The 24568-nt window shown below is 69.3% G+C and carries 21 protein-coding genes; 4 read left to right on the top strand and 17 right to left on the bottom strand.

The features are described from left to right. Window positions 1-40 precede the first annotated feature (40 nt). The 3 genes from DTPSY_RS00105 to DTPSY_RS00095 form a co-directional block, all read right to left on the bottom strand. The gene (locus DTPSY_RS00105; protein ID WP_012655139.1) at window positions 41-3718 is read right to left on the bottom strand and encodes a bifunctional diguanylate cyclase/phosphodiesterase; all 3678 of its coding nucleotides are present in this window, start codon (window positions 3716-3718) and stop codon (window positions 41-43) included. 241 nt (window positions 3719-3959) lie between these two features. Continuing rightward, window positions 3960-5060, bottom strand: coding sequence for a 3-deoxy-7-phosphoheptulonate synthase (locus DTPSY_RS00100; RefSeq protein ID WP_012655138.1), 1101 nt, complete (start codon window positions 5058-5060; stop codon window positions 3960-3962). 127 nt (window positions 5061-5187) lie between these two features. Then, entirely contained in the window at window positions 5188-5670 is a 483-nt protein-coding gene (locus DTPSY_RS00095) for a C40 family peptidase (RefSeq protein WP_012655137.1), read from the bottom strand. A gap of 218 nt (window positions 5671-5888) precedes the next feature. On the opposite strand from DTPSY_RS00095, the gene DTPSY_RS00090 reads away from it, so the two are divergent. Further along, window positions 5889-7217, top strand: coding sequence for an aminotransferase class I/II-fold pyridoxal phosphate-dependent enzyme (locus DTPSY_RS00090; RefSeq protein ID WP_012655136.1), 1329 nt, complete (start codon window positions 5889-5891; stop codon window positions 7215-7217). 294 nt (window positions 7218-7511) lie between these two features. Here DTPSY_RS00090 and DTPSY_RS00085 read toward each other — a convergent pair whose 3' ends face one another. The 4 genes from DTPSY_RS00085 to dinG all read right to left on the bottom strand — a co-directional run bounded on the left by DTPSY_RS00085 (window position 7512) and on the right by dinG (window position 11601). Then, on the bottom strand, window positions 7512-8018 hold the full coding sequence (locus tag DTPSY_RS00085; protein WP_011807235.1) for a pyridoxamine 5'-phosphate oxidase family protein: 507 nt from the start codon (window positions 8016-8018) through the stop codon (window positions 7512-7514). A 207-nt stretch (window positions 8019-8225) separates the two neighbouring features. Continuing rightward, window positions 8226-8882, bottom strand: coding sequence for a 3'-5' exonuclease (locus DTPSY_RS00080; RefSeq protein WP_012655135.1), 657 nt, complete (start codon window positions 8880-8882; stop codon window positions 8226-8228). A 147-nt stretch (window positions 8883-9029) separates the two neighbouring features. Then, window positions 9030-9227, bottom strand: coding sequence for a hypothetical protein (locus tag DTPSY_RS00075; RefSeq protein WP_011807233.1), 198 nt, complete (start codon window positions 9225-9227; stop codon window positions 9030-9032). A 184-nt stretch (window positions 9228-9411) separates the two neighbouring features. Further along, the gene (gene dinG, locus DTPSY_RS00070; protein WP_012655134.1) at window positions 9412-11601 is read right to left on the bottom strand and encodes an ATP-dependent DNA helicase DinG; all 2190 of its coding nucleotides are present in this window, start codon (window positions 11599-11601) and stop codon (window positions 9412-9414) included. Between the two features lie 248 nt (window positions 11602-11849). Here dinG and DTPSY_RS00065 point away from each other — a divergent pair, with 248 nt between their 5' ends. After that, entirely contained in the window at window positions 11850-12158 is a 309-nt protein-coding gene (locus tag DTPSY_RS00065) for a hypothetical protein (protein ID WP_012655133.1), read from the top strand. A gap of 52 nt (window positions 12159-12210) precedes the next feature. Here DTPSY_RS00065 and DTPSY_RS00060 read toward each other — a convergent pair whose 3' ends face one another. The 3 genes from DTPSY_RS00060 to DTPSY_RS00050 form a co-directional block, all read right to left on the bottom strand. After that, window positions 12211-13629, bottom strand: a complete 1419-nt coding sequence (locus tag DTPSY_RS00060) for a homoserine dehydrogenase (RefSeq protein ID WP_012655132.1) — start codon at window positions 13627-13629, stop codon at window positions 12211-12213. A gap of 353 nt (window positions 13630-13982) precedes the next feature. Continuing rightward, window positions 13983-15578, bottom strand: a complete 1596-nt coding sequence (locus tag DTPSY_RS00055; RefSeq protein ID WP_012655131.1) for a gamma-glutamyltransferase family protein — start codon at window positions 15576-15578, stop codon at window positions 13983-13985. A 61-nt stretch (window positions 15579-15639) separates the two neighbouring features. Next, window positions 15640-15873, bottom strand: coding sequence for an ATP-binding protein (locus DTPSY_RS00050; protein WP_012655130.1), 234 nt, complete (start codon window positions 15871-15873; stop codon window positions 15640-15642). A gap of 40 nt (window positions 15874-15913) precedes the next feature. Between DTPSY_RS00050 and DTPSY_RS00045 the strand changes: the two genes are divergently transcribed. Further along, window positions 15914-16207, top strand: a complete 294-nt coding sequence (locus DTPSY_RS00045; protein WP_012655129.1) for an acylphosphatase — start codon at window positions 15914-15916, stop codon at window positions 16205-16207. Window positions 16208-16293: 86 nt separating this feature from the next. On the opposite strand, the gene DTPSY_RS00040 is transcribed toward DTPSY_RS00045, so the two are convergent. The 4 genes from DTPSY_RS00040 to DTPSY_RS00025 form a co-directional block, all read right to left on the bottom strand. After that, window positions 16294-17058 (bottom strand): DUF72 domain-containing protein, encoded by a 765-nt coding sequence (locus DTPSY_RS00040; protein WP_012655128.1) that lies wholly within the window; start codon window positions 17056-17058, stop codon window positions 16294-16296. Window positions 17059-17069: 11 nt separating this feature from the next. Continuing rightward, window positions 17070-17507 (bottom strand): OsmC family protein, encoded by a 438-nt coding sequence (locus tag DTPSY_RS00035; protein ID WP_011807225.1) that lies wholly within the window; start codon window positions 17505-17507, stop codon window positions 17070-17072. Window positions 17508-17613: 106 nt separating this feature from the next. Beyond that, window positions 17614-18027, bottom strand: coding sequence for a YkgJ family cysteine cluster protein (locus tag DTPSY_RS00030; protein WP_012655127.1), 414 nt, complete (start codon window positions 18025-18027; stop codon window positions 17614-17616). Further along, window positions 18024-18545, bottom strand: coding sequence for a GNAT family N-acetyltransferase (locus DTPSY_RS00025; RefSeq protein WP_011807223.1), 522 nt, complete (start codon window positions 18543-18545; stop codon window positions 18024-18026). The genes DTPSY_RS00030 and DTPSY_RS00025 overlap by 4 nt, the downstream gene beginning before the upstream one ends. 169 nt (window positions 18546-18714) lie before the next feature. Here DTPSY_RS00025 and DTPSY_RS00020 point away from each other — a divergent pair, with 169 nt between their 5' ends. Continuing rightward, window positions 18715-18948, top strand: coding sequence for a hypothetical protein (locus DTPSY_RS00020; RefSeq protein WP_012655126.1), 234 nt, complete (start codon window positions 18715-18717; stop codon window positions 18946-18948). Between the two features lie 154 nt (window positions 18949-19102). On the opposite strand, the gene gyrB is transcribed toward DTPSY_RS00020, so the two are convergent. From gyrB to dnaA, 3 genes are all read right to left on the bottom strand, one after another. Next, window positions 19103-21709, bottom strand: coding sequence for a DNA topoisomerase (ATP-hydrolyzing) subunit B (gene gyrB, locus DTPSY_RS00015; protein ID WP_012655125.1), 2607 nt, complete (start codon window positions 21707-21709; stop codon window positions 19103-19105). Window positions 21710-21826: 117 nt separating this feature from the next. Beyond that, window positions 21827-22933 (bottom strand): DNA polymerase III subunit beta, encoded by a 1107-nt coding sequence (gene dnaN / locus DTPSY_RS00010; protein ID WP_012655124.1) that lies wholly within the window; start codon window positions 22931-22933, stop codon window positions 21827-21829. A gap of 144 nt (window positions 22934-23077) precedes the next feature. Continuing rightward, window positions 23078-24499 carry a chromosomal replication initiator protein DnaA gene (gene dnaA, locus DTPSY_RS00005; protein WP_012655123.1) on the bottom strand — a complete coding sequence of 474 codons (1422 nt, stop codon included), beginning with the start codon at window positions 24497-24499 and terminating at the stop codon, window positions 23078-23080. Between the last annotated feature and the right edge of the window lie 69 nt (window positions 24500-24568).

The raw sequence follows: 24568 nt of genomic DNA, 5'->3' as shown, positions 1-24568 counted from the left end.
TGTTAGCGCTTGCTGGACAAGCGTTACAGGCCAATTGGGCTTAAAGAGGCGGCGTGCGGGCTGCGGCGATGTGGTCGTGCAGCAGTTGCTCCAGCAGATCCAGCGGCAGCGGCCGGCTGAAGAAGTAACCCTGGTACACCGCGCAGCCTGCGTGCGCCAGCCAGTCGCGCTGCGCGCTGGTCTCCACGCCCTCGGCGATCACCTCCAGGCCCAGGCTGGCGGCCAGGCCGATGATGGTGCGCACGATGGCCGCGTCGTTGGGGTCCGTGAGCAGGTCGCGCACGAAGCTCTGGTCGATCTTGAGCTGCCCGAGCGGCATGCGCTTGAGGTAGGCCAGTGACGAGTAGCCGGTGCCGAAGTCGTCCAGCGAAAAGCCCACGCCCAGCGCGCGCAGCGCCGCCATGGTGGCAATGGTGGCGGCCAAGTCTTCCACCAGCAGGCTCTCGGTCAGCTCCAGCTTGAGCTGGGCGGCCGGCGCGCCGGTGGCGGCCAGCACGCCCGCCACGTCGTCCACGAAACCCGCATCGCGGAACTGGCGCGAGCTCACGTTCACTGCCATGGTCAGCGGCGCCAGCGCCGGCACCCGCTGCCAATCGGCCAGCACCGAGCACGCCGTGTGCAGCACCCAGTGCCCCAGCGGCAGCACCAGGCCGGTCTCCTCGGCCAGCGGAATGAACCGCCCGGGCGACACCATGCCGCGCCGCGGGTGCGCCCAGCGCAGCAACGCCTCCACGCCCACGATCGCGCCCCGCGCATTGATCTGCGGCTGGTAGTGCAGCAGAAACTCTTTCTGCGCCAGCGCGTTGCGAAGATCCGCCTCGAGCGAGGCACGCTCGGCCACGGCATGCTGCATGCTCGGGTTGAAAAAGCGCAGCGTGTTGCGTCCCGCGGTCTTGGCCTGGTACATCGCCAGGTCGGCCTGCTTGAGCAGTTCGCCCACCGTGGTGGGCGCGTGGTTGAACAGTGCGATGCCGATGCTGGGCGTGCTGCGGTACTGGTACCCGGTGAGCGCATAGGGGGCGCTGAGCACGGCGAGGATCTTCTCGCCCACGGCGCCCGCCTGCTCCGCCAGCGTGTCGCTGTGCGCACTGAGCTGCTCCACCAGCACCACGAATTCGTCGCCACCCAGGCGCGCCACCGTGTCTGCGCTGCGCACGCAGGTGTTCAGCCGCTGCGCCACGATCTGCAGCAGCTCGTCCCCCTGGTCATGGCCCAGCGTGTCGTTGAGGGTCTTGAAGTTGTCCAGGTCGATGAACAGCAGCGCCCCGCCCTGCTCCAGGCGCTGCGCCTTGGCCAGGGCCTGGTCCACGCGGTCCAGCAGCTGCACGCGGTTGGGCAGGTGGGTGAGCGGGTCGAAGAAGGCCAGGCGCTGGATCTCGCGCTCCTGGTGCTTGCGCGTGCCGATGTCGGCGTTGATCGCGAGGACCGACTCGGGCTCGCCACGGTCGTTGCGCACCAGCGTCCAGCGGCCTTCGGCTTCCAGGGTGCGGCCCGCGCGGTCGCACTGCAGGATCTCGCCGCTCCACACGCCGTGCTGCATCACGTGCTGGGTGGCGCGCAGGAAGTCCTCCGGGTTCTGATACAGCAGCGTGGCGATGGAGCGGCCGAGGACCTCCTCGCGGGACCAGCCGTACATGCGCTCTGCGCCCTCGTTCCAGAACGTGATGCGGTGCTCCAGGTCGCGCACGATGATGGCGTCGCGCGCCTTGTCCAGCAGCGATGCTTGCTGGCGGATGCGCTGGTCGTCCGTCTGGCGCTGCAGTTCCGCGGCCGCGCGCGCGGCGAAGATCTGCAGCGTGTTGCTGACGAAGCGGCTGCGCTCCAGCGCCTGGCGGAACACCACGAAGATCATGCCGATGGGCGTGCCGTCGCTGGCCGTGAGCTGCTGGCCCACGTAGCTGCGCGCGCCGGTGCGCGCGAGCACCGGCGCGCGCGGGAACCGCTCGCGCGCACGGTCGCGGATGACCAGCGAGCGCTGGGTCAGCAGCCGCTCGCTCGGCGTGCCTTCCAGTACATATTCGGCATTGGGCTGGGTCACGCCATCGACCACGTGCGACAGCGCCACCGCCCGCCGCGCCTGCCCGGGGGCGGCCGGCAGGAAGCGGCCCACGCAGGCCACCTGGGCGCCCAGCGCCTCGGCCATGTGCTGCGCCAGATGGTCGAAGAACGCCGCGCCCACGCCGGCCGAGACGGCGGTGGCCACCTTGACCAACGTGGCCTGCAGGCGCTGCTGCTCCGCGCGGGCACGCAGGTTCTCGATGCCGAACGCGAGGTCGGCGGCCATGGCCTCCAGCAACTGCGTCTCCTGCACCCCCAGGTGCAGCACCTCGGGCGCATACAGGTACAGCAGGCCGAAGGTGCGCTCGGCGTTGCGCAGCGGCAGGCACACCACGGCGTGAAAGCCCAGCTGGGCCATGCGGTCCGCCAGGTGACTGAAAGCCGGGCTGTGGTGCACGTCGTGCACGATCACCGTGCGGCCGCTGCGCACGCACACGCCTGCCGGGCCGTTGCCGCCCGGCTCCTGCACCGACCAGCTCAGGTGCAGGTGTTCGGTGTAGTCATGGGCTTGGGCGACGCCCGCGTGCGCCACGGGCTCGATGCGCCTGTGCGCATCGTCGCGTGCCATGCCCACCCAGCCCATGCGGTAGCCGCCGATCTCCACGGCCACGCCGTGCAGTAGATCGGACTCGCTGGTGGCACGCACCAGTGTCTCGCTGCAAGCGCCGCGCATGCGCTTGGCCCGGTTGACGCGCGCCAGCTCGTCCTCGATACGGCAGCGCTCGGTCACGTCGCTGGCCAGCATCTGCCACGCCGGGCGCCCGCCGAAATCCGTGTCGCCCACGACGACTTCCACGTCCAGGGCGGCGCCGTCCTTGCGTGCGTGGCGCCACAGCCGTGGTGCGGACGCGGGAGACCCGGGTGCATGGGCCTCGCGGCGCAGCATGTCGAGTGCGCAGGTGGCCGCGTCCTGGTTCTCCGCGGACCAGAGCGCGCGCAACTCCATGCCCAGCAGCTCCTGCTCCGCATGGCCGTAGTGGCGGACCATGGCGTGGTTCACCGCCAGCAGACGCAGGCTGTCGCGGTCGCAGACCCACATGGGCTGCGGATGTTCGGCAAAGAGCGTGCGGTACTGCTGCTCGGACGCACGCAGCTGCGCGTCCACGCGCCGCAACTGCAACATGGCGCCCAGCGACTCGGCCAGGATGCGCAGGTGCAGCAGATGCTGCGCATCCAGCGCTGCGCCCTGGGGCACCCTCACCTGGAGCAGGCCCGCGAGCAGCGCGCCGCTGCCCAGCGGCATGCTGACCCGCCGGTGGGGAGGCTGCGCACTTCCCACATCCTGCGCGGGGGCGCCCGTGGCTGCCTGTAGGCCCGCGCGTGCGGCTTGCTCCATGCCCTGCCAGGATGCGCAGGCGTCCAGCGGCACGCGGGTGCCGATCGCCGGCAGGGGCGGCGCACCCACGCTGGCGCGCACGGCCAGCGCATCGTTTTCGCGCAACGCGATCATTGCCCCGACCGCGCCCGTGATCGCGCAGGCGGCTTGGGCGGCCTGCGCCAGGACGTGCTCCAGGGGCAGCTGCAGGTCTGTGATCAGTTGCTGGAGCTGCAGCAGGAGTGCATGCGCCGCTGCCTCGTCGTGCGCCTGAACCGCTGCGGCCGGGCCTCCTGCCTCGGCCGGGTGGGCTGACGGGGTTCCAGTGGAATCGCTGATAGGCATGGCGCGCTGCGTGTCATGCCCACGCGCGGCCGGGATGGCGCTGCGGGGAGGAGCGAGAGGCGGCCCGGGCCATGGCGCGCGTCAGGAGCCGCCCAGGCTGGCGCCGGCCAAGGGGCTCGGCGGTGGCGCGGCGGGGTGTTGGAAGAACATGGCGGACGCTTCTGGCCCAAAAGGCGGGCGGATGTGACTGATGGTACATGGGCGCCCTCCTTCTTTTCTGCCGCGACGGCGCCGGAGCGTGTCAGCCGCGCGTGCGGCGTTCGCGCACGGCCGCAGCCAACTGGTGCAGTACCGGCACGGTCTGTGCGAAGCTGATGCAAGCGTCGGTGACCGACACGCCGGGTGTGAGCGGCTGGCCGTCCACGATGTCCTGGCGGCCCTCCTGCAGGTGGCTCTCGATCATCACGCCGGTGATGCGTGCATCGCCCGCGGCGATCTGCTGGGCCACGTCCTGCGCCACGTCGATCTGGCGGCGGTGCTGCTTGCTGCTGTTGGCATGCGACAGGTCGATCATCACCTGCGGGCGCTGGCCGGCCTTCCCCAGCATCTCGCAGGCGGCCTGCACGTCGGCCGCGCCGTAGTTCGGGGCCTTGCCGCCGCGCAGGATCACATGGCAGTCGTGGTTGCCGCGCGTCTCGAAGATCGCCGCCTGCCCCATCTTGGTCATACCCATGAAGGCATGCGGTGCCTGCGCGGCCTGGATGGCGTCGGCCGCCACCTTCACGCCGCCATCCGTGCCGTTCTTGAAGCCCACGGGGCAGGACAGGCCGCTGGCCAGTTGCCGGTGGCTCTGGCTTTCGGTGGTGCGCGCGCCGATGGCGCCCCAGCTCACCAGGTCGCTGATGAACTGCGGCGACAGCAGGTCCAGGAACTCTGTGCCCACGGGCAGGCCCAGCGCCAGCACGTCCAGCAGCAATGCGCGGGCGCGCTCCAGGCCTTCGTTGATGGCGAAGCTGCCGTCCAGGTGCGGGTCGTTGATGTAGCCCTTCCAGCCCACGGTGGTGCGGGGCTTCTCGAAATACACGCGCATCACGATGAGCAGGTCCTGCGCCAACGCATCCGCCTGCTCCTTCAACAGGCGCGCGTACTCCATGGCCTGGTCATGGTCGTGGATGGAGCACGGCCCCACCACGACGATGAGGCGGTCGTCCTGCCCGTGCAGCACGCGCGAGATGGCCACGCGGCTGCTTTCCACCAGCGTCTGCGCCGCCTCGGGCGCGGGCTGCCATTCCTGCAGCAGCGCGGGCGTGATGAGCGGGCGCACGGCTTTGATGCGCAGGTCGTCGATGCGCGTGGTGTCGTGGGTGGTGAGCGGGGATGCGAGGCGTTCGGTCAGGGTCATGGTGCCCCGATTGTCGCGCTACCCGCGTGAGCGCCTGTCCGGGGAGTTCGGCGCCCTGCCCCGGCGGCAGGTGGCGGTGAAGGAAGGTAACACCGCCTGTGGCCGCCGCAAGTGGCGCCGTGGAAGTTCAGGGGCGCCGGAAGCTCGCGAACTGTTGCGACCAGTAGCGCGACTTCAGGTGGTCCAGGCGCACCGTGCCGCCGCTGGACGGCGCATGTACGAAGCGCCCCTCTCCCACATAAATGCCGGCATGCGTGGGCCGGCCGCGGCCGAACACCACCAGGTCGCCCGTGCGCAGCTCGTCCGCGTCGATGGATTGGCCGAAGCCGCTCAACTGGGCCACCGTGCGCGGCGGGGCCACGCCCGCGCGGCTGGTGTACACGTAGCCGATGAGGCCGCTGCAGTCAAAGCCGCTGTCGGGCGTATTGCCACCGTAGCGGTAGGGCGTGCCCACCAGTCCCAGGGCATGGATGGCGATGTCGCTCGACTGCTCGGGCGACAGGCGGGAATAGGCGGCGTTGCGCGAGGCAGAGGTGGGCGGCGTGGTGCCGCAGCCCACCACCAGCAGGCTGGCCGCGAGCGTCAGGACGGGAAGGGCAAAGGCGCGCATGGGGGTCAAGCGTAGCAGCCGCGGCGCGATGGCGCAGCCAACACCCCACGCCCGAACGCGCTTTCTCCTACTTTTGCAACGTTTTTTGGGGTCATTTTTTTGCACTTTTCTCCCGGCGCCTCGTCGTGGGTGCACGCGCGAAGGGTGCAGGGCGCGATTGCAGCGACTGAGCCGCGCAGTACAAAAATTTGTACTAGTACAAACAATACAATGTGTGCATGCCATCGTTGTCTGTAGAAGGAAGCAATGCCAAAGACATTGCGGCAAGCCTTGAATATGCCATGCGCCGCGGTGCTCTGCCAAGCGGCGCTGCCCTGCCCTCGGTGCGCCATCTGGCCGCAGAACTGGGGGTGAATCCCAACACCGTCGCCGCCGCCTATGCGCGGTTGCGCAGCGCGGGCCGCGTGGTCACTGCGGGGCGCCGCGGCACCCGCGTAGAGGGCGAGCCGCCCCGCCCTGCCCCTTCGTTCGCTCCGCCCGAGGGCCTGCGCGACCTGGCCTGCGGCCAGCCCGATCCTGCGCTGCTGCCGCGTCCCCGCGGCGCGGCCTGGGCCGCCGCGCTGGGGCAGCCGGCAGCGGTGCCGCATGCGCCGCAAGCGGTTGCGGAGGCGCTGCTGTCGCAGGCACGCCCCTGGCTGGAGAGCCAGGGCCTGCCTGGCGATGCCGTGGGGGTCTTCTCGGGTGCGCTGGATGCGATCGAGCGCGCCCTGCGCCAGCATGCGCGCCCCGGCGACCGCGTGGCGGTGGAAGACCCGGGCTGGCCACCGCTGCTGGCGCTGCTGCACAGCCTGCGCCTGCAGCCCGTACCCCTGGCCGTGGACGCGCAGGGGCTGTGCGTGCCGGCAGCGGGCGTGTTGGCGCAGTGCTGCGCCGTGGTGGTCACGCCGCGCGCGCACAACCCCACGGGCGTGGCCCTGGGTGCGGCCCGCTGGAAGGCGCTGCGCCGCCGATTGCGGGCCCATCCGCACACGCTGCTGATCCTGGATGACCATTGGGGCCTGCTGAGCCACGCCCCCCTGGCGATGGCCGGGGCCCTGCCGCCGCTGTGGCTGCATGTGCTAAGTGTGAGCAAGGCGTTGGGCGCAGACTGCCGCGTGGCCCTGGCCGCGGGCACGCCGGCGCTGGTGCAGGGCATGTGCGCACACCAGGCGCTTGGGCCGCGCTGGGTCAGCCACTGGTTGCAGGGGCTGGTGGCGCAGCTGTGGCGGCAGGCGGCGCAGGGGCGTGCGCGGGGCTCATGGCGCCATGCCGCGGCCCAGTACGCGGCCCGCCGCGCGGCGCTGGCGGACGCGCTGCGCGGCCACGGGGTGGCGGCGCCCTGGCTGGAAGGCGAGGGCCTGCACGCCTGGGTGCCCGTGCCCGACGAGGCCGCCGCGGTGCAGGCCCTGGCGGCCGCGGGCTGGGCGGTGCAGGCGGGCGCGCCGCTGCGGCTGCACAGCGGGCCGGGTGTGCGCATCAGCCTGGGCGCCGTGGGCGTGCGCGATATGGGCCGGCTGGCGCGCGACCTGGCAGGGGCGCTGCGGCCTGCGGTGCGGGCGGTGTTTTAACGAACGCGAGCGCGCCGCGAATACGGCAGCGCTCCCGTGCTGCACGCCGCCCGTGGGGGGAATGTTGTCAAAGTCCGCTTCTTGAAATCTCGCTTCTTGCGGAGGGAGGCGGTCCTTGGAACTGCCGCCACGTGGTCTGTGGTTGGCCTCTTTGCGGGCGACGAGCTAAGGGTTAAGGGCTACCTGTGGCGGGGCACGCCGCGGCTTGCGGCGCCCGCTCTCCGCTCCAGCAACGCGCGCTGGCAAGACAGACGCTCCTCGCGCAAAGTGCCCCCGCGCGGGTTGGGCGCGCCGTCAGTCCAGCGACAGCTCGCGGTGCTCGCCCAGCGGCTTGGGCTGCTCGCCGGTCAACGCGGCGGTGGCCAGTTGGTAGAGCTGGGAGAGCTTGCTGTCCTTCACGTCCCAGTATTCCGCATGCTCGATGCGGACGGCCAGCAGCACCAGATTGGGGTCTGTGGGACCGTCGGGGAACCAGGCCTTGGCCAGCGGCGTCCACAGTGCTTCCTTGCGCGCGGGGTCCTCGATGAAACCGGCCGTGCCCGACAGCGACACGTAGCAGTCTTCGCCCGGGTCGGCGTAGCTCAAATGCACCTGGCTGTCGGCCTGCAGGCGGCTGTGCAACTCGCTGCCGCGCGGGATGAAGAAGAACAGCTGGGACTGCGCATCGATGTCCTTGTTCAGCGTGGTCAGCGGGTGGGCATGCAGCCGGCCGTCGGCTGCGCGGTGGGCGAGCATGGCAAAGCGGATGTCCTTGATGCGGTTCCACAGCGTGGCGTGGGGGGAATCGTCGGGCATGGACATGGGAGAACCTCCGTGGGATGTAGGTGGACGCCACGGCGCGGTGCGTCACGCACGCGCCGGGACGGGCATGCAACGCACTGTAGGGTGCGCTCGGGGTGCGCGGCGTCGGCCCCGGTCACGCCTGGATGTGCGCGCAATCCGACGCGCGGTATGAATGGGAGAAGGATGAAAAATGCCCTGCCGCGCCCGCGGCAACGGCGCGGGCAGCTACCCCATTTGCAACGCCGTTGGCGGCTGTTCGGCTGGCGCGGCCTGGCGGTGGCGCTGCAGCAGCTTGCCGATGGCAGGGCGTGCGCAGCGCTGCAACTGCATCAGCAGCGCGTGGTCCGGCCAGGCCAGGCCGAAGCGTTGGCACAGGTCACGCTGCATACAGGCCAGCAGCGCGGCGGCCATTTCCGCATCGGCCAGCGCGCGGTGGGCGCGCCCGGCGCGCGGCAGGCCGAGGTGGTCCGTGAGGCGGCCCAGGCTGTGGCTGGGCGCATCGGGGTACACGCGGCGCGACAGCAGCACGGTGCAGGCGAACGGATGGGGCGCGGCGAGCCCGGCGTGCTGCATTTCCGCCTGCCAGAACTTGCGGTCGAATGCGGCGTTGTGGGCCACCATGGGCGCGTCGCCCACGAAGCGCGCGGCCTCGCGCATCACTGCGGCGGCATCGGGGGCGGCCTCCACCATGGCATTCGTGATGCCGGTGAGTTGCGTGATGAAGGGCGGAATCCGCACGCCCGTGCGCATCAGGCTCTGGTAGCGGTCCACCACGCGGCCGCCTTCCATGAGCACGATGGCCACCTCGGTGGCGCGTGCACCCTGGGCAGGCATCATGCCGGTGGTTTCGAAATCGATGACGGCGATGGGGGCGGACGGCATGCGGGACGGCAGGAAACCGGCCCCGCGCACCCCGTGCGATAGGCACGGGCCACCGGCACCGGTGCGTAATCGTAGTCGCCACGCACGAAGCGCCGCCGCCCCCAAAAGTGTGGGGTGTGGGGCCAAGCAGGCACCTGAAGGCCGGGCTCAGCCCGCGCCGCCCTGGTTCTTGCTGCCGCGGCGCGACTGCGCCTGGTTGCCGCTGCCCACCTGGTCCGTGCGGTCGCTGCGGCTGTCGGGCGTGCGACGCGCCTGGTTCAGGGCCGTGGGGGGCTGGTGCCCCTGCTGGTTGTGGTCGTTGGCCACCTTGTCGGTGGCGCCAGAGTTGTCGTTGGTGCGCTTCATGGCGGGCCTTTCAGAGATCGGTCCAGTCCACTCTAGGCAGCACGGCAGAGCGCGGGCGTCGGCGATGGGCCTGCCCGCCTGTGGGACGCGGCCCGACAGGCGATGCGGGAAGGGGTTAATGGTCCAATCGGGCTCCAGCGCTTATCCAGCAAGCGCCACCAGCTATATCCATAGGAGCAATCGGTCACCCTGCGGCCCGGCGCGCCAGCGTGAACGGCGGCAAGCCCTGCAGCAGCCGCTGGCCGTAGCCGGTGCGCACCAGGCGCTTGTCGTAGCAATACACGTGGGCGCGGTCTTCCTCGGTGCGGATGGCGCGACCCACCCACTGTGCCAGGCGGATGGCGGTGGCCGGCACCACCAGTTCGCTGAACGGGTCGCGCCCGGCCCCGCGCAGCCATTCGGCGCGGGCCTCGCCCACGGGGTCGTCGGGCGGGGCGAAGGGCAGCTTGGTGATGAAGAGCGATTCGCACAGCCTGCCGGGCAGGTCCAGCCCCTCGCCGAAGGATTGCATGCCGAAGATGATGGACGGCAGGCCCTCGGCCACGCGCTCGCGGTGGCGGGCCAGCAGCTGTGGGCGGGGCAGGGTGTTTTGCACCAGCACGGCGCTGCGCATGGCGGTGGGCAGCATGTCCACGGCCTGGCGCATTTGCTCGCGCGAGGTGAACAGCACCAGCGCGCCGGCCTCGACCAGGGCCAGGTCGGACAGCAGCGCGTCCACCATCTCGGCGGTGAAGGCCTGCGCATCGCGCGGCTCGGCGCGGGTCTCGGTGGCCACCAGCGTGCCCTGCAGCGCGTAGTCGAACGGGCTGGGCACGGCCAGCGTGGTCACGGCTTCGTCGCCGAACAGGCCCGATTCGCGCAGGAAGAAGTCGAACTGCCCGCAACTGGTGAGCGTGGCCGAGGTCAGCACCGCGCCGCGCACGGCGGACCACAGGTGGTTGCGCAACGTATTGCCCGGCAGCACGGGGCTGGCATGCGCGCGCACGACGATGAAGTCGCCCTCGACCTCCAGCGTGAACCACTTGGCGGCCGGCACCGCGCCCTCGGGCGCGTCCTGCAGCAGCAACTGGGCGGCCGCGTGCACGGCCTCCAGCCGCGGCGCCAGCACGCCGATCTGCGCATACAGCTGCGATAGGCGCCGCGCCTCGTCCGGCTTGTCGCGCATTTCGCTGCGCAGGGCCTTGGAAATGGCGCGCAGGGCGTTCAGGAAGCCCTCGGCGTGGTGCGCGGCCTGGCTGAAGGGCTCCACCAACGCTTCGGGCAGCACACCGCCGGCCACGCGGGCGCGCGTGGGCAGGCTGGATGCGAACTGGCGGCGCCCCGGCACGGGCGCACGCAGTTGCTCGCCATACACGTCCATCACCAGGCGCGCGGCATCCTGCAGCGCGGCGCGCAGGCGCGCGGCGTGGTTGGGAATGTCGGCAATTTCCTCGACCTCCACCAGCTGGCCGATGCGCAGCGCGCGGCTGGCCAGGCGGTCGATCCAGGTCAGGCGCGAGAGGTCGGCCTCGCAGGCGAACTGGTCGAGCGCGGTGGCGGGCAGGTGGTGGGCCTCGTCGATCACCAGCAGGCAGTTGTCCAGCTCGGGCAGCAGACGCGCGCCCAGGGACGACAGCAGCAGGTCGTGGTTGGCCACGATGACCTGCGCGGCCACGAGCTGCTTGCGCCGCTCGTAGTAGGTGCACTGGTTGAACACCGGGCAGTGCTTGCCGGTGCAGGAACTGGCCTCGGCCGCCACGGGACTCCAGGCCTCGGGCTCGGGCGGCGTAGCGAGCGTGTCGCGGTCGCCGTCCCATTCGCTGGTCGCCAGCGCGTCGGCCATGCTGGCGTAGAACTTCATGCGCGCCTCGGACTCGTGGCGCGGGCGCTTGCCGCGCTGCTCGGCCTCCTCGTCGGCGAACAGGTCGTCGTCGGGCAGGTCGCCGTCACCGCCCGGGCCGGCCGCGCCGCCGCCGGCCAGGCGCTCCAGCTTGAGCTTGCACACATAGCGCCCGCGTCCCTTGGCCAGCGCGAACTGGAAGGGTAGCTCCATGCGTGCGGCCAGGGCCGGCAGGTCCTTGTGCACCAGTTGCTCCTGCAGCGCCACGGTGGCGGTGGAGATCAGCACCCGCGTACCGCGCGCCAGCGCCATCGCGATCGCGGGCACGCTGTAGGCCAGCGACTTGCCCACGCCCGTGCCGGCCTGCACCACGGCAATCGCGCGCTGGGGCAGGGCATCGTCGTCCTCCAGCTTGCCCAGCTGCGCCTGGCTGAAGGTCTGGGCCACCTGCTCGGCCATGCGCCGCTGGCCCTCGCGCACGCGAAAGCCGGCCGTGGACTGGACCACCGCCTCGAACGATTGCAGGGCCTGGGCGGCCCACTCTGTGGAAGACATGGAAGGGGAGATCAGGCGCGGGGCCGGCTTTGCGGGGCGTGCCACTGTAAATGCATCCAGGCATGTTAGCCGAAGCGGGCTGGGCACTGCTGAGGGCCGGCTATACACCCCTGGCCGGGCACCCAGGCAATGCCTGGTCGCCCGTACGCCCAATGCTGATGCCGTCGTCCGCCCCCGGCCTACGCGGAACCGGACGGGGTCTGCCTAGCATGGGGCGATCTGCCTTGCAGGCAAACGAGAGGTTCCCCATGCCATCCCATCGCGATACCCCGTCCCCTTCCAATGCCCCGGGCGCCGCGCCGCCGTCGCCGGGCGAGCACACCGATGTCCACGAACAGGGCGTGGACCTGCAGACCCCGCCCCAGCAGGAACGCGCCGCCGCCACCCCCGCCGCGCCCAAGCTGCCGCACGAGCGGGACCAGTCCGTCACCATGACCGGCGGCGAGCGCCATCCCGAGGTCGAGCAGGCCCACCGCGACGTGGAACGCGGCCTGCAAGACACTGACCGTGGACCGCCCGCCGACCGTACCTATCGCAAGCTCAAGGACTCGGAATAGCTATTAAAAACGTAGCTGGTAGCGCTTGCTGGTAAAGCGCTAGCACCTGTTTTTATTGTTCATCCGTGAGGGCGCTGCACAGCTCCACGCGCAGCCGCCGCACCTGCGCACCCGTGTACGCCTGCAAATGCGCCGTGGCCTCTGCGGCCAGCGCATCGGGCGTCGGCGCGGTGAGCAGCAGTAACTCGGGCGCTCCGCCCGGTGTGACGGGTGCCGCCCACGTGCGGCGCCGCACCCTGACGCCCTCGCGCGCCAGCGCCCGTAGCACTGCCGTTTCGCACAGGGCCGCACCGGGCAGCAGGCGCAGCAGGTGCGGCGTCTTCACTGGGGCCATCGGCAGTACGGCGGGGTCGTCGCCCGCGCGGCGGTGGGTGCCCAGTGTGGGCACGCCAGGGCCCGTGGGCGTCGGGGAAGAAACAGCCGGCAGGCGCGCCAGGTCGATCAGGTCCGCCAGCACGGCGCTCGCCGTGGGCTCGCCGCCGGCGCCCGCGCCGCTGAAAAAGGCGCTGCCGGCTGCGTCGCCGCGCACCAGCAGCCCGTTGGTCGCGCCGTCCAGCAGCGCCAGCGGGTGCCGCGCGGGCACCAGGGCCGGGTGCACGCGCAGCTGGATGGCCATGCGGCCCTCGCACTCCTGCTGCTCGGCCACGGCCAGCAGCTTGACGGCGTAGCCCAGATGCGCGGCGGCGGCCACGTCGCCCCGCTGCAGGTCGCGGATGCCCTCGACGTGCACGGCGTCCAGCCGCACCGGCATGCCGAACGCGTTGGCGGCCAGCAGCGCCAGCTTGTGCGCGGCGTCGGTGCCGTCCACGTCGAAGGCCGGATCGGCCTCGGCATAGCCCAGTGCCTGGGCTTCGGTGAGCGCGGCGGCAAAGCCGAGGCCCGCCGCCTGCATGCGCGTGAGGATGTAGTTGCTGGTGCCGTTGAGCACGCCTGCCAGCGCGGTGATGCGGTTGGCCGCCAGCCCTTCGCGCAGCGCCTTGATCACGGGTACGCTGCCGGCCACGGCCGCTTCGTAGGCCAGCACCCGGCCATGGCGCGCGGCAGTCTGCGCCAGCGCCTCGCCGTGCGTGGCCAGCAGGGCCTTGTTGGCGGTCACCACATGCTTGCCATGCGCCAGCGCGGCCTGCACCCAGTCGCGTGCGGCGCCGGTGCCGCCGGCCAGCTCCAGCACCACGTCCACGCCGGGGTCGGCGGCCAGTTGCAGCGGGTCGGTCAGCAGGCGCACGCCGGGCGCGCCGTCCAGCGCCGTAGCGGCGCGCGCGGTGTTGCGCGCGGCGACCGCGACGATCTCGATGGCGCGCCCGGCGCGTGCGTTGATGAGGTCCCGGTTGCGCCGCAGCACCCGCCACACGCCGCTGCCCACGGTGCCGGTGCCGATCATGCCCACGCGCAGGGCAGGGGGCGGGGCCGGGGCGCGGCGCGCACTGGCGTGCACCTCGGGCGAGGGGCTGAACTGGGGTTCTACGAACATGTCTTTCTCCAAACACGGGCTGCAAAAGCCCACAAAAAAACCCAGCGGCCGGGGCTGGGTTTCGTTCGGAGGGGGAAGAAGACACCAGGGGGCCGCCGGTGCGGCCACCCTGCGCGTGCGCTAGGTCGCCGCGGTGGTCATGGTGGTAATCATTCGTGCGTTCACGCCCGATGCGCAGGCCCGCGCCGCGCCGGTGGCGGGGGTGCGTGGGTCAGAGCAAAGCAGTGTGAACAGCATGCGTGCAGTGTAGCGCAGGTGACGGTGCAGCGTTCTTTACTCTTGTTTTGATAGCTGCTAGCGCTTGATGGACAAGCGCTAGAGGCGGTTTTGGTTTGAATGCCTAGGGATAAGAATCAGCAGCCGACGGCCTGGCCGTCGCGCCGGTGGTCGGAGCCCGCGGCGTAGGCGAAGCCGGTGCCGGGCGTGGCCTCCAGCCGGCGGATGATCTGTGCGCTGCCGAATTCCAGGCTGCCGGGCGCGGCCACCTGCGGGTCGTGCCCCAGCGCGCGCAGGCCCTCGACCACGGCGGCGGGCACGGTGTGCTCCAGCGTCAGCGCGCCCGCGTCGTTGATGCGCCAGCGCGGCGCGTCGGAGCAGGCCTGGGGGTTCAGGCCCTCCACGGCCTCGCGCAGCACCATCTGCACATGGCCCTGGGCCTGCATGTTGCCGCCCATCACGCCAAAGGCCATGTGGGGCTGGCCGCCGCGCGTGACGAAGGCGGGAATGATGCTGTGCATGGGCCGCTTGCCGCCCGCCACCTGGTTGGGGTGGCCCGGCGTGGTGACGAAGCCCATGCCGCGGTTGTGCAGCGCGATGCCCGTGCCCGGCACCACCACGCCCGAGCCGAAGCCCTTGAAGTTGGACTGGATGAACGACACCATGCGCCCCTCGCTGTCGGCCGTGCACAGATACACCGTGCCGCCGCTGCCGGGCTGGCCGGCGGGGTACTGGCCGGCGCGCTGCGGGTCGATGAGCGCGGCGCGCTGGCGCAGGTAGGCCGGGTCCAGCAGCTGCGCGGAGGTGAGGCGCATGTGGTCCGGGTCGGCCACGTGGGCGTACAGGTCGGCAAAGGCCACGCGCATGGCCTCGATCTCCAGGTGCATGCGCGCGGCCGAGCCCGCTGCGGTGCTGCGGTAGGGCAGATGTTCCAGCAGGCCCAGCGCCATCAGCGCGGCGATGCCCTGGCCGTTGGGCGGGATCTCATGCACCGTGCGGTCGCCAAAGGGCACGCTGATGGACTGCACCCATTCCACGGCGTGCGCGGCCAGGTCCTCCAGCGCCAGGCCTGCGCCGTGCTGGCGCGCGTAGTCGGCCATGGCCTGCGCCAGCCGGCCGCGGTAGAACGACGCGCCGCGCGTGCGGGCGATGTCCGCCAGCGTGTCCGCCTGGTCGGCAAAGCGCCAGATCTCGCCCGCCTGCGGCGCGCGCCCGCCGGGCGTGAAGGCCTCGAAGCCCGGCTGGCCCTTGAGGTCGATGGCCGCCTGCGCCCACTGGCGCGCGATCACCGGGCTGACGGGAAAGCCGTCGCGCGCGTGGCGGATGGCGTCGGCGAACAGGTCTTCGAAGGGCAGGGCGCCAAAGCGCTCGGACAGCGCCACCCAGCCCGCCACGCCGCCGGGCGTGGTCACCGTGTCCCAGCCGATGCGCGGCATTTGCGGCAAGTGGGCAAAGCGCTCGGCCGACCAGGCGCGCGGCGCGCGGCCCGAGGCGTTCAGGCCGTGCAGCGCGGCGCCGTCCCACACCAGCGCGAAGGCGTCGCCGCCAATCCCGTTCATCACCGGCTCCACCACCGTGAGCGTGATGGCCGCGGCCAGGGCCGCGTCGATCGCATTGCCGCCGCGCGCAAACGCCGCCGCGCCGGCCTGCGCGGCCAGCGGCTGGGAGGTGGAGACCACGTTGCGCGCCAGCACGGGCTGGCGGCCGGAGGGGTAGGGGAGTTGCCAAGTCATGGAAGCCGATCTGGAAGGGGAAGGAATGCCGGGTCGATTGTGCCGCCGTGAAGGCGCCGCCCTACTGCGTGGAGTTACGCACCATGCGGATCGCATCGAACGGGCAGCGCAGCGCACACAGCGCGCAGCCGGTGCAGCCCGGCGCGTCATGCAGCACCGAGCGTTTGGGGCCGAAGCGCTCCGGTCCCTGCATCTGCAGCGACAGCACATGCGGCGGGCACACGCCCACGCACCAGCCGCAGCCGGTGCAGCGCTGCGGGTCGATCGCGGGCAGGGCCTTGCGCGGGGCGGTCATCGGCGCAGCATGCCACGGCGGGCGCTACAGTGCGGGGCTTATGGCTGAATCCGCTGCTTCCATCACCCGCCACCTGCGCATCCACGGCCTGGTGCAGGGCGTGTACTACCGCAAATCCATGACCGAAGCCGCGCGCCGCCTGGGCGTGCAGGGCTGGGTGCGCAACCGCCAGGACGGCACCGTGGAAGCGCTGGCCAGCGGCGCCGCGCCGGCCGTGCAGGCGTTGATCGACTGGGCCCACGAGGGTCCGCCCGCCGCGCGGGTGGAGCGTGTGGAGGTGGCGCAGGCGCCCGCCTGCGACGCCCAAGGGTTTGAGCAGCGCGAGACGGTTTAAGCCAAATCGGCCTCTAGCGCTTATCCAGCAAGCGCTTGCAGCTATGAAAACAGGAGCTTGCCGGCGGCGGCCGTTCCGACTGGGCGTCAGGCGAGCTGCCGCAGCAATTCCAGCGCGCCGGCCGGTGCCCGCTCCTTGGCGCCGTTGATGAAGTACACGAATACGTCGCGCGGCCGCTCGCCGCCGGCCCAGGCGCGCACACCGGCGGCCCATTGCGCGATGGCCTCGGGCGTGTAGCCGGTGGGAATACCGGCCTGGCTGCGCATCAGCCGCAGGTAGGCAAAGTCGGCCTCGGGGTCGGCCATGGCGGGGAATTTCTCGGAGTCCGTGCACACCGGCACGCAGCCGTAGCGGCGTGCCAGGGCGATGAAGGCCGGCGTGGCAAAGCTCTCGTGCCGCACGTCCAGCGCATGGCGCAGGCGGCGCCCATCCACTTCGCGCGGCAGCAGCGCCAGGAAGGCCTCGAAGTCCGCTTCCTCGAACCGCTTGCTGGGCATGAACTGCCAGACGATGGGGCCGAGCTTGCCCTGCAACTGCGCAATGCCGCTGCCCACGAAGCGCGCGATCGCATCACCCGCCGTGGCCAACACCCGGCGGTGCGTCACCAGCCGGTGGGCCTTGAGCGAGAACATGAAGCCGTCGGGCGTTTCGTCGTGCCACTTGGCGAAGGTGGCGGGCCGGAAGGTGCTGTAGAACGTGCCGTTGACCTCGATGGCGGTGAGCTGGCGGCTGGCGTAATGCAGTTCCTTGGCCTGCGCCAGGCCCGGCGGGTAGAAGCTGCCGCGCCAGGGCGCGAAGGTCCAGCCGCTGATGCCGACGCGGATGTGCGGGCGGCCGGTGGCGGTGTCCACGGCAGCGCCGCTCACTGCACCAGGGTGGCGCTGAGCGTGATCTCCGGCACCGCGGCCAGCGCCTTGGACAAGGGGCAGTTGGCCTTGGCGTCGGCGGCCAGCTTCTGGAAGGTGGCCTCGTCCATACCCGGCACCTTGGCCTTCAGCGTGAGCGCGATGCGGTCGATGAGAAAACCCTCGCCCTGCTGGGTCAGACGCACGCTGGCCGTGGTGTCGACGCGCTCGGTGGCGAAGCCGGCCTTGTCCGCCGCGAACGAGAAGGCCATCGTGAAGCAGGCGGCATGCGCCGCGCCCAGGATTTCCTCGGGATTGGTGCCCTTGCGGTCGTCGCCAAAGCGGCTGGCAAAGCCATAGGGGTACTTCTGCAGCGCTTCGGTCTCGGTGCTGATCTGGCCCTGGCCGGCCTTGCCGCCGCCTTCCCAGTGAACGCTGGCCTTCTTCTCGGACATGGGAACCTCCACAGTGTGCAAAGACGCCCATGACACCACGCCGCGTGCGTGGCGCAGGTGGGCGGCCGCTGGCTTGCGGCGTGGGCCGCGTCCTACAGCGTGGTGGTCAGCCGCGGCGCTGCCGCTCGCGCGCGCCGTAGGCGCAGTAGCCGGGCTTGGGGCTTTTCTTCTGCGGATGCAGGCGGCAGGTCTCGGGCCGCTGCTCGTACACCGTGCACAGGCGCGTGGCGGCGTCCAGGAACTGGCAATCGCCATTGGCGCGCCGCGCCAGGGTGAAGAGGGTGTTCTTGTGGTTGAAGTGGTCGATCAGCCGCGCCTTCTGCAGCCGTTTGGCGATGTGGCGGGGCTCTTCATGCTCGGCCTCGAACGCGTCCACCAGGCCCAGGCGCACCAGGTCGGACAGCTGCACCTCCAGCGGCATGGTGCAGCAGTTGGCCGCGCAGCTCTCGCACAGGCCCGCGCGGTAGCGGGTCCAGGTGTCGACGCGGTCGACGTCGACGATGGCGATGGGGGATCTCATGGCGCGGGCGTGCAGGGCTGCGGGGCCAGCGGCCGGGCCTGCGCTGCCAGCGCATGCAGCTCGTCGCCCGTGAGACGGTAGCGGATCCATTCGCTCTGCGGGCGCGCGCCCAGGCTGTCGTACAGCGCGATGGAGGGTGTGTTCCAGTCCAGCACGCTCCACTCGAAGCGCCCGCAGTCGTGGTCCACGGCGATGCGGGCCAGTTGCCGCAGCAGCGCCATGCCTGCGCCCTTGCCGCGGTGCTCTGGCGAGACGTACAGGTCTTCCAGGTACAGGCCGTGGCGGCCCTGCCAGGTGGAGTAGTTGAAGAAGTACACCGCGAAGCCCACGGCGGTGCCGCCGGCCTCGCAGATCAGGCCGTGCACCTTGGGGTTGGCGCAGAACAGCGTGCGGTGCACGTGCGCGGGCGTGGCCAGCGCCTCATGCTCCGCTTTTTCATAGATCGCCAGTTCCCGCACGAAGTGCAAGATCAGATCGGTGTCGTCAATGGTGGCGGGGCGGATGGTCAAGACGGTCATAACTGCCAACGGCTTTGGTGCAGCAGAAGTTCATTAAAAACGCAATGGTGTGGAGGGCTGCAACCGGTGCATTGCTGCCGGTTGCTTTTTGATAGCCATGACCTGCCATGCAGCGGTGGTGTTCTTCACGGTAGACAATAACAACTCAAGCGCTGAAATTCCTCAAAAAATGATCGATTGGGTCCCTGTAGTCTTCATTACGTTCAAGGTGCTCGTCTTCGGCACGTGCATGTTCTTTGCCATCAAATGGCATTACGACCAGGGGAACAAAGGAACGGACAAGCGCGCGCTGCTGCGCACGAGTGGCAAGGTCGTTGCCGTTTTCATGGCGGCGCTCTTGGCGGTGTTGCTCTTCACCTTCGGCCTTTCCAAGATGCTCGGTATGGACTTGCGCCTTCCGTGACGGCAACGACTGGCACGGCAGCCGGGATTGCCTTGCGGGGTGATCGATAAAAACGTTTTGTCTCCAGCGATGAAAAAGCCATGGATGTTGGTCCATGGCTTTTTCTCACTGACGGCGCCCCAATCGTCGGGGGATGGGCCCTTTACAGCAACGATCAGACGTCGATGTTGCCCGCGCGCAGCGCATTGGTCTCGATGAAGTCGCGGCGGGGCTCAACCTCGTCGCCCATCAGCATGGTGAACACGCGATCGGCCTCGATGGCGTCGTCGATCTGCACGCGCAAGAGGCGGCGCACCTCGGGGTCCATGGTGGTTTCCCACAGCTGCTCGGGGTTCATCTCGCCCAGGCCCTTGTAGCGCTGGCGGCTGGTGGTGCGCTCGGCTTCGCTGATCAGCCAGGCCATGGCCTGGCGGAAGTCGCCCACCTTTTCCTCCTTGGCCTTCTCGCCCTCGCCACGCGTGACCTTGGCACCTTCCTGGATCAGCCCGCGGAAGCTCTCGGCGGCCTGGGCCAGGGCGGCGTAGTCGTCGCCGGCCACGAAGTCCTGTGTGATCAGGCTGCTCTTGATGTTGCCATGGTGGTGGCGGCTGATGCGCAGGATGGGCTTGTCGGTGCGCGGGTCGATCTCGCCCGCCACATCGGCGGGCACGCCGTTGGTGTTGAGCTCGCGCAGCTTGGCCTGCAGCTGCACGGCACTGGCCTCGGCGTCCTGCAGGGTGTCCAGGTTGAAGACCACGCCGTCGGCCACGGCGCGCAGCGCCTCCGCATCCATGAAGGCGGACAGGCGCGCGATCACCTGCTCGGCATGCTGGTGCGTGCGCGCCAGCTGGGCCAGATCGTCGCCGGCCAGCGTGCGGGGCTGGTCGCCGCTGGTGGTGATGCTGGCGTGGTTCAGCGCCACGCGCAGCAGGAAGGTGTCCAGCGCCGCGGCGTCTTTCAGGTACAGCTCTTCCTTGCCGTTCTTCACCTTGTACAGCGGCGGTTGGGCGATGTAGATGTGACCGCGCTCCACCAGCTCGGGCATCTGGCGGTAGAAGAAGGTCAACAGCAGCGTGCGGATGTGGGCGCCGTCCACGTCCGCGTCGGTCATGATGATGATGCGGTGGTAACGCAGCTTGGCCACGTCGAAGTCGTCAGCGCCGCTCTTGCCCGATTCCACGGCGGCCTTGCCGATGCCGGTGCCCAGGGCGGTGATGAGGGTGACGATTTCGTTGCTGGACAGCAGCTTCTCGTAGCGCGCCTTCTCCACGTTCAGGATCTTGCCGCGCAGCGGCAGGATGGCCTGGAACTTGCGGTCGCGCCCCTGCTTGGCGGAGCCGCCGGCGGAGTCGCCCTCGACGATGTAGATCTCGCACAGCGCCGGGTCTTTTTCCTGGCAGTCGGCCAGCTTGCCGGGCAGGCCCATGCCGTCCAGCACGCCTTTGCGGCGTGTCATCTCGCGTGCCTTGCGCGCGGCCTCGCGGGCGCGCGCGGCCTCGACGATCTTGCCGCAGAGGATCTTCGCGTCGTTCGGTTTTTCTTCCAGATAGTCGGTGAGCGCCTTGGCGACGATGTCCTCGACCGGCGCGCGCACTTCGGAGCTGACCAGCTTGTCCTTGGTCTGGCTGCTGAACTTGGGCTCGGGCACCTTCACGCTCAGGACGCAGCACAGGCCTTCGCGCATGTCGTCGCCGCTGACCTCGACCTTGGCCTTCTTGGCCAGCTCGTTCTGCTCGATGTACTTGCCGATCACGCGCGTCATCGCCGCGCGCAGGCCGGTCAGGTGGGTGCCGCCGTCACGCTGCGGGATGTTGTTGGTGAAACAGAGGACCTGCTCGTTGTAGCCGTCGTTCCACTGCATGGCCACTTCGACGCCAATCTCGGTGCCGGGGATGCCGCCGTAGGTCTCGGCCGGGCGCGCGCCCGTGGCGTGGAAGGCCGTGGGGTGCAGCACCTTCTTGGTGCCGTTGATGAATTCCACAAAGCCCTTGACGCCACCGGCACCCGAGAAGTCATCTTCCTTGCCGGTGCGCTCGTCGATCAGGCGGATGCGCACGCCGTTGTTCAGGAAGGACAGTTCGCGCAGGCGCTTGGCCAGGATCTCGTAATGGAAGTCGCTGTTCTCCTTGAAGATCTCGGTGTCGGGCAGAAAGCGCACCTCAGTGCCGCGCTTTTCCGAGGGGCCGATGACCTTCATGGGCGAGACCTCGAAGCCATCCACGATCTCGATGAGACGGTTCTGCACCACGCCCTTGGAGAACTCCAGCTGGTGCGTCTGCCCGTCGCGGCGCACGGTCAGGCGCAGCTTCTTGGACAGCGCGTTCACGCAGGACACGCCCACGCCGTGCAGGCCGCCCGAGACCTTGTAGCTGTTCTGGTTGAACTTGCCGCCGGCGTGCAGCTCGGTCAGGGCGATCTCGGCGGCCGAGCGCTTGGGCTCGTGCTTGTCGTCCATCTTCACGCCGGTGGGAATGCCGCGGCCGTTGTCCACCACGCTGATGGAGTTGTCGGTGTGGATGGTGACGACGATGTCGTCGCAGTGGCCGGCCAGGGCCTCGTCGATGGAGTTGTCCACCACCTCGAAGACCAGGTGGTGCAGGCCGGTGCCGTCGGACGTATCGCCGATGTACATGCCCGGACGCTTGCGCACGGCCTCCAGGCCCTCCAGGATCTGGATGGCGCCCTCGCCGTAGCCGTCGCTGCCGGCGACCGATGCGACGGGCTGCTCGGCCGGGGCGGAAATGGGCTGTTCGGGGGCGGGCTGCGATTGCTCTGCGGTCATGAAAGGGCTGCCTTCGGTCCAGGCGCACCGGCACGGCGTGCCGGCGGCCTTATAGGAATCAAATGTGCCGCTAGCGCCCGTCCATCAAGCGCTAACAGCTATCAAAATAATAGTATGTCAGATGCGCATGGGCATCACGACGTACTTGAAGTGCTCGTTGTCGGGGATGGTCATCAACGCGGAGCTGTTGCCATCGGCCAGGTCGACCTTCACCATGTCCTGGCCCATGTTGGCCAGGGCGTCGATGAGGTAGCTGACGTTGAAGCCGATCTCGATGGCGTCACCGCCGTAGTCGATGTCCAGCTCGTCCACCGCCTCTTCCTGCTCGGCGTTGTTCGACGCCACACGCAGCAGGCCGGGTTCGATGTTCAGGCGCACGCCCTTGAACTTGTCGCTGGTCATGATGGCCGTGCGCTGCAGGCTGGCCAGCAGCGGGGCGCGGCCCAGGGTCACGCTGTTGTGGTGGTTCTTGGGAATCACGCGGTTGTAGTCGGGGAACTTGCCCTCCACCAGCTTGGTGACGAACTCCATGCCGCCGAAGCTGAACTTGGCCTGGTTGTTGGCGAACTGCATCTCGATGGCGCCGTCGGCGTCCGACAGCAGACGCTGCAACTCCAGCACGGTCTTGCGCGGCAAGATGACCTCCTGCTTGGGCACTTCCACGTCCAGCTGCGCGCTGGCGAACGCCAGCCGGTGGCCGTCGGTGGCGACCAGCGAGAGCGTAGTGCCCTCGGCCACGAACAGGATGCCGTTCAGGTAGTAGCGGATGTCCTGCACTGCCATGGCGAACGACACCTGCCCCAGCAGGCTCTTCAGGACCTTCTGCGGCACGCTGAAGGCGGGGCCGAAGCTGGCGGCCTCCTGCACCAGCGGGAAGTCCTCGGCCGGCAGCGTCTGCAGTGTGAAGCGGCTCTTGCCGCCCTTCAGGATCAGCTTGGACTGGTTGGACTCCAGGCTCACCGTCTGGTCGGCGGGCATGGTCTTCAGGATGTCGATGAGCTTGCGTGCACCCACCGTGGTGGTGAAGTCGCCCGTGTCGCCGCCCAGCTCGGCCGTGGTGCGGATCTGGATCTCCAGGTCGCTGGTGGTGAGCTGGATGGCATTGCCCGTCTTGCGCAGCAGCACATTGGCCAGGATGGGCAGCGTGTGGCGGCGCTCGACGATGCCGGCAACCGATTGCAGAACGGCGAGAACCTTGTCTTGTGTGGCCTTCAGGACAATCATGTCGTCAACCTTTGGTGGTTTTTGGGGATAGGTGCGCAGACGGCGGCATGGGCAGTGCCCCCTCCCGGGCCGTCCAACGCGCCATTTTGCCCGCGAACGGGCGTGCTTTTGCGGGGGGCGGTCCTTTTCGCTCCATGGGGTGCGTCAACCCTTCAGCGTCTGCTCGAGCACGTGCAGCTGCTGGTTGAGTTCGGTGAGCTGCTGGCGTTCGGCGCCAATCTTGCGCACCGCGTGGAGCACCGTGGTGTGGTCGCGCCCGCCGAACAGCTCGCCGATCTCGGGCAGGCTCTTTTGCGTGAGCTCCTTGGCCAGGTACATGGCGATCTGCCGCGGGCGGGCGATGCTGGCTGGACGCTTCTTGCTGTACATGTCCGCGACCTTGATCTTGTAATAGTCGGCCACGGTCTTCTGGATGTTTTCCACCGAGATCTGCCGGTTCTGTATCGACAGCAGGTCGCGCAGCGCTTCGCGCGCGAGTTGGATGGAAACTTCCTTCTGGTTGAAGCGGCTGTAGGCCAGGATCTTGCGCAGCGCGCCTTCGAGTTCGCGCACGTTGGAGCGCACATTCTTGGCCACGAAGAAGGCCACCTCTTCGGGCATCTCCGACCCTTCAGCGCGCGCCTTGTTGATCAGGATGGCCACGCGCATTTCCAGCTCGGGCGGCTCGATCGCCACCGTCAGCCCAGAGTCGAAGCGCGAGACCAGCCGCTCGTGGATGTTGGCCAGACCCTTGGGATAGGTGTCCGAAGTCATCACGATGTGGCTCTTCTTGGCCAGCAGCGCCTCGAAGGCGTTGAAAAATTCTTCCTGCGTGCGGTCCTTGTTGGCAAAGAATTGCACGTCGTCGATCAACAGCAGGTCGAGCGAGTGGTAACGCTCCTTGAAGTCGTCGAAGGTACGGCGCTGGTATGACTTGACCACATCCGAGACGAACTGCTCCGCATGGATGTAGAGAACCTTGGCGTCGGGACGGTCCTGCAGCAGCTTGTTGCCCACGGCATGCACCAGGTGGGTCTTGCCCAAGCCCACGCCGCCATAGATGAACAGCGGGTTGTACAGGTGGCCGGGCGAGCCGGCCACGTGCATCGCCGCCGAGCGCGCCATGCGGTTGGCCGTGCCCTCCACCAACGTCTCGAAGGTCAACGCCGGGTTCAGGCGCGTGCGGAAGGCGCCGGCAGGCGCCTCGTCGGCCGTGGGGTGGGCGGACGGTGCATCGCCGGTGGCGGGGGTCTCTGGCGCCGTGGGACGGACGTAAGTCCTGACAACGGATTCCCGCTGAGCAAGCGCTAACTCCAGTGTGACCGGTTGGCCGTACAGACCTTCCAGCAGGGCCGAGATGCGGCCGGCATACTGTGCGCGGATCCAGTCGAGCTTGAAGCGGTTGGCCACCAGCAGGGTGACCTTGGAAAAATCGGGGGCGACCTGGGCCACCAGGGGCTTGATCCAGGTGTTGAACTGCTGTTCCGGGAGGTCCTGCGCCAGCTGTTCGGCGCAGGCCTGCCACAGACCCTGGCCGGCGCTGGCGCCGTCGCTGTCGTGGCTGGAGGAGTGAAGTCCCTCGTTCATTTCAGGTGATTCTTGTTGTGGATAGGAGGAACGGTACAAGGCCCGCGATTCTAGCTTGTCAAGGAGTTA

Origin of the sequence: [Acidovorax] ebreus TPSY (assembly GCF_000022305.1) — a bacterium.
In the GTDB taxonomy this organism is placed as follows: domain Bacteria; phylum Pseudomonadota; class Gammaproteobacteria; order Burkholderiales; family Burkholderiaceae_C; genus Diaphorobacter; species Diaphorobacter nitroreducens.
Note: the sequence above shows the minus strand (reverse complement) of the source record. Positions and strands in the feature narration are given on the sequence as shown.